This window comes from Acidobacteriota bacterium, from assembly GCA_016715115.1.
Taxonomy (GTDB): Bacteria; Acidobacteriota; Blastocatellia; order Pyrinomonadales; family Pyrinomonadaceae; genus JAFDVJ01.
The window spans coordinates 312,071-324,270 of sequence record JADKBM010000016.1 but is presented as its reverse complement, the minus strand read 5'-3'; the positions used below and the strand labels follow the sequence as shown (position 1 = coordinate 324,270).

At 55.6% G+C, this 12,200-nt stretch carries 11 protein-coding genes; 6 read left to right on the top strand and 5 right to left on the bottom strand.

Features of this window, described 5'->3' with window-relative positions:
* Positions 1-3: 3 nt before the first annotated feature.
* The 5 genes from IPN69_19270 to IPN69_19250 all read right to left on the bottom strand — a co-directional run bounded on the left by IPN69_19270 (position 4) and on the right by IPN69_19250 (position 4,431).
* Positions 4-735 carry a biotin--[acetyl-CoA-carboxylase] ligase gene (locus tag IPN69_19270; protein ID MBK8812852.1) on the bottom strand — a complete coding sequence of 244 codons (732 nt, stop codon included), beginning with the start codon at positions 733-735 and terminating at the stop codon, positions 4-6.
* On the bottom strand, positions 732-1,592 hold the full coding sequence (locus IPN69_19265) for a HEAT repeat domain-containing protein (GenBank protein MBK8812851.1): 861 nt from the start codon (positions 1,590-1,592) through the stop codon (positions 732-734). Before IPN69_19265 ends, IPN69_19270 begins: the two co-directional genes overlap by 4 nt.
* Positions 1,593-1,595: 3 nt before the next feature.
* Positions 1,596-1,817: a hypothetical protein gene (locus IPN69_19260; GenBank protein MBK8812850.1), complete on the bottom strand. Its 222-nt coding sequence runs from the start codon at positions 1,815-1,817 to the stop codon at positions 1,596-1,598.
* A gap of 418 nt (positions 1,818-2,235) precedes the next feature.
* Entirely contained in the window at positions 2,236-3,471 is a 1,236-nt protein-coding gene (locus tag IPN69_19255) for a VWA domain-containing protein (GenBank protein MBK8812849.1), read from the bottom strand.
* A gap of 138 nt (positions 3,472-3,609) precedes the next feature.
* Positions 3,610-4,431, bottom strand: coding sequence for a hypothetical protein (locus tag IPN69_19250; GenBank protein ID MBK8812848.1), 822 nt, complete (start codon positions 4,429-4,431; stop codon positions 3,610-3,612).
* A 369-nt stretch (positions 4,432-4,800) separates the two neighbouring features.
* On the opposite strand from IPN69_19250, the gene IPN69_19245 reads away from it, so the two are divergent.
* The 6 genes from IPN69_19245 to IPN69_19220 all read left to right on the top strand — a co-directional run bounded on the left by IPN69_19245 (position 4,801) and on the right by IPN69_19220 (position 12,198).
* The gene (locus tag IPN69_19245) at positions 4,801-6,213 is read left to right on the top strand and encodes a Glu/Leu/Phe/Val dehydrogenase (GenBank protein ID MBK8812847.1); all 1,413 of its coding nucleotides are present in this window, start codon (positions 4,801-4,803) and stop codon (positions 6,211-6,213) included.
* A 432-nt stretch (positions 6,214-6,645) separates the two neighbouring features.
* Positions 6,646-7,653, top strand: a complete 1,008-nt coding sequence (locus IPN69_19240; GenBank protein ID MBK8812846.1) for a YncE family protein — start codon at positions 6,646-6,648, stop codon at positions 7,651-7,653.
* Between the two features lie 147 nt (positions 7,654-7,800).
* Positions 7,801-9,435 carry a M28 family peptidase gene (locus IPN69_19235; GenBank protein MBK8812845.1) on the top strand — a complete coding sequence of 545 codons (1,635 nt, stop codon included), beginning with the start codon at positions 7,801-7,803 and terminating at the stop codon, positions 9,433-9,435.
* A gap of 69 nt (positions 9,436-9,504) precedes the next feature.
* The gene (locus IPN69_19230; protein ID MBK8812844.1) at positions 9,505-10,008 is read left to right on the top strand and encodes a nuclear transport factor 2 family protein; all 504 of its coding nucleotides are present in this window, start codon (positions 9,505-9,507) and stop codon (positions 10,006-10,008) included.
* A 2-nt stretch (positions 10,009-10,010) separates the two neighbouring features.
* Positions 10,011-11,072, top strand: coding sequence for an MBL fold metallo-hydrolase (locus tag IPN69_19225; protein ID MBK8812843.1), 1,062 nt, complete (start codon positions 10,011-10,013; stop codon positions 11,070-11,072).
* Positions 11,073-11,088: 16 nt separating this feature from the next.
* Positions 11,089-12,198: a hypothetical protein gene (locus IPN69_19220; GenBank protein ID MBK8812842.1), complete on the top strand. Its 1,110-nt coding sequence runs from the start codon at positions 11,089-11,091 to the stop codon at positions 12,196-12,198.
* Positions 12,199-12,200 lie beyond the last annotated feature (2 nt).

Below are 12,200 nucleotides of genomic sequence, written 5' to 3'. Positions count from 1 at the left end.
TTCTCAACGCAGCTGCTCGACGTCTCCGGCCTGGACGATCCTCACCTCGCCGGATTCGGTCCGGACGCGCAGCGCGCCGTTGTGTTCGAGGCCGTCGGTCACGCCGGTGACGGTTTCGCCGCCGGTCGCGACGCGGACCTGCTTGCCGCGAAAATATGACGAACGCGCCGCCCATTCGTCGATCACGAAACCGGGCTCATCGCCGAAACGGTCATACAAATATCCGAAAAATCCTAAAAGTCCGTCAAGCAGTTCGTCAGCCGTCGTCACCTTCCCGGTCTCGACCTCGATCGAGGTCGCGATACCGGCGAGTTCCGGCGGAAAATTCGACGATCTCAGATTGATCCCGATCCCGACCACGATCGCCGGCCCAGTCCGCGTTTCAGTCAATTCGGCAAGTATCCCGCAGATCTTTTTGCCGCCGACGTGAACGTCGTTGACCCACTTGATATCCGGATCGAGTTTGTAATTTTCGCGAAGAACGTCCGAAACCGCAACCGCGGTCAGCAAAGTTATGAGCGGCACGAGACGCATTTCGATGCGCGGCCGCAAAACGACGCTGACATACAGCCCCGAATTCTCGGCGGAAATCCAAGTGCGTCCGTTTCGCCCGCGGCCCGCGGTTTGCCGTTTGGCGACGATCGTCAGGCCTTCGTCGGCGCCGAGCCTCGCCTCATTCAGCGCTTCGGTGTTGGTCGAATCGAGCGTGTCAAAGCGAAGGATCGTGAAATTCATCGTTTTTCGGCAGGCGACGCGCGCAGAGCGCCTTCGCGGCAGATCTCGGCGAGATAAACATCCGGTGACTGGGCGCAGTTTTCAAGAAATGCGATCGAGTTTTTCGAGATCGCGCCGAGCGCATAGGCCGCCTCGCGCCGGGTGTCGGCCGCGTCGCGTTTGCCGGCAACGACCGTTTTCAGAACCCTCACTGCCTCACGGAACACCGGATACGCAGCTTCAAGATCGCGCACCTCGCGCGCCGTTTTGTATTTGGGCGGAAGAAAACTCTCCGGCGTCGTCAGATCGTATCCGCCGGATTGGAGCGTTTGCGCGATGCGCCCGATCGACCGCGCCGCCGACCGGCGTTCGAATCCGTTCGATTCCTTTGGTTTCGCAATCAAAAAATCGGTCAGCGCCGGCACCGCTTTCGCGTCGCCGATGTCGCCGAGCGCGCGCAATGCCGCGCCGCGCACCGCGAGAGACGGGTCGCGATTGATGACTTCCGTCAGCGCGTCGATCGCGAGGGCCGAACGCACGGTGCCGAGTGCCGAGGCCGTTTCGCCGCGGACGAACGCGTCCTTGTCCGAGAGATTCGGTGTCAGCGCCGTGACGGCTTCGTCCTTGGGAAGAAATACCACCGACATCGCCGCCGTCGCGCGGACTGCCGCGTCGGGATCGCTCAGCGCTGCGGCCGCGATCCGCGAAGCTTCCGCGGTGCGCAGATTGCGAAGATCGAACAGCGCCGTGCGCTTTTCCTCCGACGTGCCGGCGCGGATCGCATCCGCAAACCGCGAAAGGTCCTGCGCGCGCACCGCGAACGCGGACGAGGCGATGACCAGAAACAGGAATAATGCAGAAGCAGAAGTTCGGGGCATTGTTCAGAGATCCATTAATCGACCGCGGCGCGCTTTCTCCCATTCGAGAACCTGGCGCGCCCGACGGTTCTCATACGCATCGGAAAGAGTTCCGATCAGTTCGTCGGCGTTCGCGGAGCTTATGTGCCGGCGTGATCTTGAGTGAGTTCCGGCGACCCGGTCGAGCGCCGCTTGATTTTCGTTAAACTTGTTGCTGTCGGTGACAATCGATTTCTTGCCGATCATTGGCCCGTCCTCCGATTTTCCGGCGGACGGCGAAACGATCAACCATCCGCAATCAGGTTTTTGTCATAAATGAACTTATAATCGCGAATCCTCGCACTTCCAGAAGGTTTGGTCAGAATATCACAAACATCCTCGGTTTCGGATTCGAAACGCCGGGATTTGCAGCCGTTTGCCGCCCGGATGTGCGCAAAGCATTGCTTTCGACGGTCAGTAACTAAGAAGAAACTTGGCCCGGAATCCGTTTCGGATCAATAACCTCGGATTCCATCGAAGCATAAACGAAATTGCTCTGAGGTGAACCAACCGGAAAAAGCGGAGTTCAACCAATTAATAAGAACGAGCAAAATCTCTCCCGGCTCGATTTCGAATCATATGAATCGATAAGTAACGGCAAGAATCACATTCGCTCATCCCTTTTTCACTTTTTGACCTTTTCCTTTTCCGCCGTGTAGAAAGGCCGGTGCTGGACGACGAGTTGCTTTTCTTCGTAAATGCCGTCGCCGTTGAGGTCGACCTTTACCTCGAGCTTGTACTTCTTTCCGTCCTTCGGCTTGTCGGTGGCGTCGTAGGCGAGACTGTATTGGTTCCGCAAAAGCGCGTTGATCGAATTCAGCACGCTCGGCACTTCGCTTTCGAATGTCACCGGGAAATAGGCGCCGCCCGATTCCTTGGCGAAGGTCGTCAAATAGTTCGCCGCCATTTGGAACGACATTCGTCCCGGTGTGCCGTCGACTCCGTCGGTCGCGGGCAAACGGTCCTCATATAGCTTGAAAAACATATTGCCCGTGCCGACGACGTAGATCGGAATTCCAGAACTCTGGACCACTTTGCGGACGTCGTCATAGTTCAAACGGCTGAAAGTATTGAGCCCCGAGGCGACGAGAATGATCGCTCGGCGCTTGGATTTGACGCTGACCATTCCGCCGTATTCCTGATACTTTTCCTTTGAATTCTCAAGAACGACGGTGTCGCCCTTGCCGCCGACGAGCGCGAATTTGATCGAGTCGAAGAGATTGTTCTCGCGAAACGCTGGGTTGTTGCGGACGAGAAGGTCGACGACCTGGCGCAGACGGTTCGGATCGTTCGTGAAATCCGTCAAAGGCGTCGGACGAATGTCGAAGGCAATGACCGACGCATAATCGTCAGGCGGTTTGATGAACTTCGACAAAAAGTAGGCGGCCGGCCGGATGACCTCGTATTTCCCGGACTCGTAACCGCGATTCGCCGCGTATCCGATGGCTTCCGACCATTTGCTGTATTCGATGACGAGCGAGACCGTGATCGGCGCATCGGGCGTCGCGAATTGCGAAACTTCCTGTTTGACGCCGTTCTCAAAGATCGCGAAATTCTCCTTTTTGAGCCCGGTGATGATCTGGCCCGACTTCTTGTCGTAAACGACCGCGTCGACGTTGACGATGTTGGTCTTGATCGTCAAAACCTCGTCATCGGTGACGGCATTTTTCGATTCCTCGCGAAGCCGCCGTTCCTCTTCCTCTTTCTTGAGTTCTTCTTCGGTCTTCGGCGTCGGCCGCGTGTTTTTCTTCTGATCCTTCGGGTCAACCTTCTGCACCTTCGACTGCGCGAAGGTGTTCGCGAAAAGTCCGAAAAGGATCAATAGCGACAAAAATGTTCGGAAAGCGGTTCTGATCTTCATAAGAATTCGGGTTACGGGCGCAATTTCTACTTTAGATACCGATTCTGGATGTTTAGTTGGTTTTTATCAAGGTTGCGAAGCAAAACGAAGTCGCACGGACGCGATCGGCATCCGTGCGACTACTTTTGTTGACCGCAACTAATTGACTTCGATCTCGACGGTCACATCGAACGCCCCTGAGTTGTCGTTCAGATCCCCTTCGTTGACGCCGAGAAACAACGCTCCGTCTCGCGGCGCAACGAATTCACGGGAAGCTCCGATGAAAAGAAATTCGTTGTTGTCGTCGCCGATGACGGCGATCAGTCCGCCGGTTGCAGAGGTCGGGACAAGCTTGTCCTTGTCGGGAAGCGAACTGATCCCGGCCGGCCCGGAAAATCGCCCGTTGCCGAGATTGATCTGCCCCTTCGCCGAGATTCGTATCTTCTGCCCCTTTTTGACCACCCATTGCGAATTGGTCCAACCGTTGGCCGTATTGTCGGCGAGTACCTTGACGTTGAGCACAACCGGTTTGATCTTCGAAACGACCGGCGTACTCGAAGGCGTCGGCAAAGGCGTCGGCGTCGGTACGGGCGAAAATACCGGAGTCGGTGTCGGAGTCGGCTGCGTCGTATTATCGGTTATGATCACCGAACGGTTCGGAGTCGGACTCGGCTTCGGCGTCGCGTCGGGGGTCGCGGTATTCGAATTCGTGCGGTTCGGGAGCTGGGTCTTCAGGGTCGAAATGCCGGTCGTTCCGTCAAACTCGATCGATTCGACCTCGTCCGCGAAAAACACCATTTGCCGTTGCCGAGAGCCCTCGCCGATCTGCACCGTGAACTTGCCTTCGGCGAAGCTGACGATGCGGCCTTTGATAATGCTGCCGTCCTTGAGGCGGATCGTGTCGCCGAAACTGAGCAGGGCGATCGACAGGATCAAGCCGAGTGTGGTCGAGATGCGGACGAATCGTGATCGTAAAAACATAGTTCCTCCAACGGATCGGTCGGTTGTCGCCGGCGGCCGCGCCTCTGCGGCAAGAACGGGAAAAGGGATCGAAGCAACCTCGGGGATTTCCGAACAAACCAAAGTCAAAAGATGAATATATGTCGGAGCAAGTTGCAAAAAAACGCGCGGCGCGAACTTGGGGAATTATACACAAATCGGCGGGCGATGTGAATCAGGTCCGGCGCAACCCGTCGAGGCGCGCCGCATTCCGGCAGACGCCCGAAAAAGTGGGGTTGGTTTTTCCAAATCTTGTGAAAACCGCTTTCGGTGACCGTCAAACTGCGTTAGAATAAAAATAACTTCAGGTGTTTCTAAATCTATGAAAAAAGGGGAAATATTATGAGTGCAATGGGAGACGGCCATAGTTTTTTGGCAAGTGTTGACCGATATTTCGACAAGGCGGCGAACCTTACCGGTCACGCCGAAGGTTTGCTGAAGCAGATCAAAACCTGCAACAGCGTTTATTCATTCCAATTTCCGGTGCGGCGCGGCGATAAATATGAAGTAATAACTGCTTGGCGCGCCGAACACAGTCATCATAAGCTGCCTGTGAAGGGCGGAATCCGTTATTCGGAAGAAGCGAATCAGGACGAAGTTATCGCGCTCGCGACGCTTATGACCTACAAGTGCGCGATCGTTGACGTGCCGTTCGGCGGCGCGAAAGGCGCGGTCAAGATCAACCCCAAGAATTACACGGTTGATGAACTTCAGAGCATCACTCGCCGTTACACGGCCGAGTTGATCCGCAAGAACTTTATCGGGCCGGCGGTCGATGTCCCGGCGCCCGACTATGGTACCGGTCCGCGCGAAATGGCGTGGATCGCGGACACGTATCTCGCGTTCCACGGTGATCAGATCGACGCGCTCGGCTGCGTCACCGGCAAATCGGTTTCGCAAGGCGGAATCCGCGGACGTACGGAAGCGACCGGGCTCGGCGTTTTCTACGGTCTGAAGGAAGCTTGCGACCAGGAAGACGATATGAAAGCGATCGGACTGACGCGCGGCATCGCCGGCAAGACGGTCGTCGTTCAGGGGCTCGGAAACGTCGGATATCACGCCGCGAAGTTTTTCCGTGAAGCCGACGCGAAGATCATTGCGCTTTCGGAATATGAAGGCGGGATCTACAACGCCGACGGACTCGATCTCGAAGCGGTAATGGCGTTCCGCAAGGAAAACGGTTCAATGATGAACTTCCCTGGCGCCACCAATCTCGCCGCTCGGGAGCAGGCGCTTGAACTGGAATGCGACATTCTGATTCCGGCGGCGCTCGAAAATCAGATCACGGCCGACAACGCTCCGCGCGTCAAGGCCAAGATCATCGGTGAAGCGGCCAACGGCCCGATCACGGCCGATGCCGAGGTGATTCTTGATGCGAAGGGAATTATGGTCGTGCCGGACGTTTACATCAACGCCGGCGGCGTCACGGTCTCGTATTTCGAGTGGCTCAAGAATCTTTCGCACGTGCGTTTCGGACGTATGGAAAAACGCTTCGAACAAGGCGCGTACGAGAAGATCCTGAGCATCATCGAACGCGAAACCGGCCGCCCGCTGACGGCTGACGAACGGCGCGTCGTTGCGAGAGGGGCGGACGAAAAGGATCTCGTCTATTCCGGACTCGAAGAGACGATGATCACGTCTTATCACCAGATCCGCGAGATCCTGAAGTCGAATCCGAAGGTTTTGAACCTGCGGACGGCTGCGTTTATGAACGCCATCGACAAGGTCGCGGCGTGCTACACGGAACTCGGGATCTTCCCGTAAAGCGATTGCCGAATTCCGATTTGCGATTTGCGATCGGGAATTGAACCTGGACTTGGGGATTTGCTTTCAGTGAATCCCCAAGTCTTTTTTTGTGCAGAGAGCAGAGAGCAGAGTGCAGAGAGCAGAGTGCAGAGTGCAGAGTGCAGGCATTGACATAGTGCAGAGTGCATAGTGCAGAGTGCAGAGTGCATAGTGCAGAGTGCAAAAAAGTTAAAGATCAGAATACACCGGGCGTTGCCTGAGTATTGTGAACTCTGCACTTTGCACTTTGCACTATGCTCTATGCACTGTGCAGCACTGTGCAGCACTGTGTAGCACTCTGCACTGTGTCGAATTCGCGTTTCATCCCTTCGAGATTCGTTTCGTCACATAATCGGATCTTTCCCGGGCTTCTCGACGTAGATTACCGTCAGACAAGAGGATTGAGAGCTTATGTTGGCGAAACAAAAAACCAAAGCGCTGTTGATGCTGGCGGTTTCAGTCATTATCTACTGGAAAAGTTACGTCATCGTCATCGGTCAGACTCCGAAACCCTTGCTCGTCGCGCTCAACAAACAGGACGCGACGCTGGCGATCATCGATCCTTTGTCGATGACCGTTCTCGGAAAGGTCGCGACCGGTGATTCACCGCACGAGGTCGTCATAATGCCTGACGGAAAAACGGCGGTCGTCGCCAACTACGGAGCGCAGACTCCGGGAAGTTCATTCTCGATCATCGATCTTGAATCGAAAAAAGAAACGAAACGGGTCGATCTTTCGCCGCTTCTGCGGCCTCACGGACTGATCGAACTTGCGGGGAAGATCTATTTTACTGCGGAAACAAACAGGCTTATCGGGCGTTTCGACTTGGCAACAAATCGTGTGGATTGGCTGATGGGAACAGGACAAAATGCTACCCATATGATCGTCGGAACGCCCGACCAGAAACGTTTTTACACGGCGAACATCGGTTCGGATACGGTGACCGCTTTCGAGTTTCAGAATGTGCCGCCGGCAGTTTCGAAGGTGACGCATATCGCAGTCGGGAAACAACCCGAGGCGATCGACGTCTCGCCGGACGGCAAAGAGGTCTGGGCCGGATTGAACGCCGAAGGCGCGATCGACGTCATCGACACGGCGACAAACAAGGTCGTCGACAGGATCAAACTCGGCGAGCGTCCGTATCGCGTGAAATTCACGCCGGACGGCAAAATCGCCGCGGCGACGATCCCGAACACGAAAGAGATCGTCCTGATCGACGTTGCGACTCGCAAGGAGACGAAGCGGTTAAAGCTGGAAAGCTCCCCGCTCGGGATCGTCTTTTCGAAAGACGGCGCGACGGCGTTCGTTTCCGTGGTTCAGCCGGATCTTGTCCTCAAGTTGCAGCTAGCCTCCGGTGAAATCAAAGGGAAGCTTGCCTCAGGCGCGATTCCCGACGGCATCGCCGTTTTCGGACTTTAGGCTCTGCGATCTTTGGGCCGGGCGGCGACATCGATGTAGAAAACGAGATAGCCCAGTCAGTACCTTTCATACCTACTCCGGTTGATTGAACTGCATTCGTAGAAGACAAAGATGCTGCTGGCCGGCCCAAGGCAAAAAAAATAAACAATGAAACAAATTACTCTGTTCTTACTGATCGTCGTCGCGTTGTCGGGATCATTCCCGGCCTTCGCTCAAACCCGAACCAAGAGTGCCGCTGCCGTGCCGAAATTCGGCAATACCGACGGCATCACCGCGGCACAACTTAGAAACTACCTTGAATTCATTGCATCGGACGAGTTGGAAGGCCGCGATACGCCATCGCGCGGACTCGATATCGCGGCGATGTTCCTCGCTTCACATCTGAAGGCCTGGGGGATCAAGCCGGCTGGCGACAACGGCACGTATTTTCAGAAGTTTCCGTTGAAACGGAACCGCATCGACGGCGCCGCGACAAAACTTGAGTTGAACGGGCAGGCATTCAATTACGGCGACGATTTTCTCGCCGGATTCGTGCCCGGGCAGATCGCGCCGAGCAACGTTGTTTATGTCGGTCACGGTTGGGTCATCAAATCGAAAGGCATCGACCCGTACAAAGGGATCGAGGTCAAAGACAAGATCGTCGTCGTCGTGAACAGTCTTCCGAAAGGAATCACGTTCAACGATCTTCAGGGACCGGCCGGCGGCGACTGGATCTCGCCGCCGATGTACGCACAGGCGAACGGCGCACGGGCGCTGATCCAGTTTGGGAATTTCAGCAATCTCGCCAATTGGCAGGGAATCCGAACGCAGCAAACCGTTTCGGGCGCGATCTCGTTCGGCAAGGCCGGCGGGCCGGCGATTCCGACGATCACCGCGAATCCGCGGCTTATCGCCGCGCTTTTTCAAGGCGAAAAGGCAAGCGGCTCAAACGTTTACAACAAGGCCGCCGCCGCCGATTTCGTTGAGCCGTTCGATCTCAAGCCGACGAAGAAAATGAGCCTGACGATCTCGGTAAAGACCGAAGAAACATCGTCGAAAAACGTCGTCGGAATTCTCGAGGGCAGTGATCCGGTTCTAAAAAACGAATACGTCGCGATCGGCGCGCATTATGATCACGTCGGGATGAATCCGAACGCGCCGGGAGACGACAAGATCTACAACGGCGCTGACGACGACGGTTCCGGGACGGTCGCCGTCCTGTCAATGGCGGAGGCGTTTTCGAAAGGCGCGATGCGGCCGAAGCGTTCGGTCCTTTTTATATGGCACGCCGGCGAGGAAAAAGGTCTGTGGGGAAGCGAGTATTTTACCGACAATCCGACCGTTCCGATCGGTTCGATCATCGCCGAACTGAATATCGATATGATCGGCCGTTACCAGAATCCCGGCGACGAGAACCATCCGCAAAACAAGGCTTTGCCGAAACCGAACGAGATCTTTCTGATCGGTTCGAAGATGATGAGCACCGAACTCGGTGAGGTCAGCGAGGCGACAAACAAGTCGTTCCTTAATTTGAGCTTCAATTACAAATACGACGACCCGAAGGATCCGGAACAGTTCTTCTATCGCTCGGACCACTTCAACTATGCCCGCAAGGGGATTCCGATCATCTTTTATATGGACGGCAGCCACGCCGATTATCATCAGGTTTCGGATTCGATCGAAAAGATAAACTTCGGGGAGATGGAGAAGGTCGTGCGGACGATCTTTGCGACCGGTTGGGAACTCGGGAACCGCGCGGCGCGGCCGAAAGTGGACAAACCCTTGAAACTCGACGGCAATTGAGGCGTAAGAACCTTGTTGAATCGAAATCCAAACGGAAATCGTAATTACGACGTAATTACACAGGCAAAAATGAAAAACTTTATTGTATTGGTCACAATCGGTCTGCTCGGGTCGCTCGGAGCGTTTGCGCAGAAATCGGATGATTCGAAAGACGCGCTCGCCGTCGTCAACAAGATGTTTGACGAAATGGCGAATCACGATCCGGCCGCAATCGCCGGACTCTGGACGAAAGACTCGAATCTGGCCGCGGTCGTCACTCGCCGCGACGGTAAAAAGCAATACGTGAGTTTTTCCGGCGAGGTCTTTTCGAAGAACTTCACCGAGAAGAAAGGCGAGATCAAGGAAGAGATGTATGCGCCGAAGGTCGAGGTGGACGGCGATATCGCGCTCGTTTACGGGCGTTACGTTTTCTTTACCGATGGGAAACTGTCGCATTGCGGTCTGAACGCGTTTCAATTGATCAGAACCGACGGCATCTGGAAGATCGCGAACGCCGTTTCGTCGATGGAACCAAACGGCTGCACGAAGAAAGAAAAATCCATCAAACCGCCAACGGTTCAAACTCCGAAGTAGTTATGCTGGGCAGACTTCTGATTGTTTCGGCGCTTCTCTCATTCGTGGTTTCCACCTCGGCGGCTCCCGATTTTACGATCGAGAGGATCGCGCCCGACGTCTATGCGGTGATCCGGACGGAGCCGGCCTCACTCTGGTTCAACCCGAACACGGTCATCATTGTCGGCAAACGGTTCGTCACCGTTGTCGATACAAACATCAGCAGCGCCTACACGCGCGATGTTCTCGCCGCGCTCAGGAAGATCACGCGCAAACCCGTGCGCTACGTCGTCAATACGCACTGGCACGACGATCATATCATCGGCAACCGGGTCTATCGCGACGAGTTTCCGGGCGTCGAGTTCATCGCTCACGAGAGCACGCTCACGGATCTTCCGACGATCGGCGCGGCGAACCGCAAAGGTTCGGTCGATAACGGCCCGGGATTCGCCGCGTTTCTCAGAAAGACCGTCGAAAAGGGCGAAAACCTCGCGGGCAATAAGCTAACCGAAGAAGAACGTCTCGGTTATCTCAGCGACGCTTCTCTGGTCGAATCGTATCTTGCTGAAAGCAAAGACTTTGAGATAGTTCTTCCGACGCGGACCGTGAAAGACAAAACGACGATCGACGACGGCAAGCGGAAGATCGAGATACTCTTCCTCGGCCGTGCGCATACCGGCGCCGACATTGTCGTCCATCTTCCGAAGGAGCGCATCGTCGCCAGCGGCGATCTGATCGTTTCGCCGATCCCGCTCGTCGGTTCCACGTCATATCCGCTCGAGTACGCGGCGACTCTCGAGAAACTGATCGAAATCAGGGCGAAGATCACGATTCCCGGTCACGGTCCGATCTTTCGCGACGACAAATACGCGAAGCAAATGATCGAACTTCTCAAATCGGTCAAGCGGCAGACCGAAGCCTCCTATGCAAAGGGCGAGAACCTTGAACAGATGCGAAAGTCGGTGAATCTCGATGAATTCGTCCGGATGTTCGCGGGCGAATCGCAGCACAAACGTTTCGTTTTCGACAATTACGTCTTTCTGCCGGCGACAGCCGCGGCATTCAAACAGCTTTCGGCGAAGTAAGCGCCAACAGGAGAAAATGGCAAAACTGATGTCGTTGATTATGATCGCACTCTCGAGCGTCATTTCGTTGGCGGCCCAAAACTCGCCGGTGGAAATCATCCAACGATCGCTTGACTCAGTCGGTCCCAAAAGCGAACGCAAGCGTGTGAAGTCGATCCACGCGATCGCCGACTGTTTCGGGCCAAACGGCAAATACATCACCGAGATCGACTCCGCGAGCGGTTCGAGGCTCGTTTTCAGGCAGGCCAGAACGAACGGCGCTCCCTACGTCGGGATTCAAAACGGCGCTTCATATTGGACGCGCGGAGTAGACGGCGAGATCAAGATGGCCGACGCGAAAACCGGGTTCGTTTGGCATTCCCACGACTACCAGCGCATTGCGCTCGAGATCGGCAACTATTTTCGTGACTATACGTTCGGCGGCGAAGAAAAGGTTGCCGGCATCCCCGCGTGGAAGCTCAATGCAAAAGATGAACTTGGGAATGACGCGGCGGTCTTTTTCGCGAAATCCGACGGATTGCTTGTAGGTTTCGCGGTCCGCAACCCGTTCAGCGCCGCGACGGAGATGATCCGGACCGTCTTCAGCGAATGGAAGCAGGTCGGGAAACTGAAACTGCCGTCGGTCGCGACCGCAACGGATAAAACGGGCGATTTCGTCCTCAGGTTTCGCGAGATCAGAATCAACCGATCGAGTGATGATCTCTTCGCTGTTCCGGCGAAGGTCGTTGCGATGACCGAAATACTTGAGGTTCACAACCGGGCGCGGGCGGCGCATTTCAGGCGCGACGCCGCACTGTTGTTATCCTCCTTTGCCGACGGATTCGCCGATATCAGGAACGGTTCGATCGCGCGTCCGACTCGCGAATCGAGTCTCAGCCGGTTCGAAAACTACTTTCGAAACTCGGAGTTTGTCGAGTGGGACGACATAGATGCGCCGGTGATCGAGGTGTCAGACGACGCGACTCTCGCGTACACTCTCGTCCATAAACGTGTCCGACTGAGAACAAAAAATGCTGATGGTGCGGAGATCGAGGAATTCGACGTGTTTTCGTGGATCGCCACATATCGAAAGATCCGCGGCGAATGGAAACTGACCGCGATCGCCTCGACCCGAGCGCCGAAATAAAC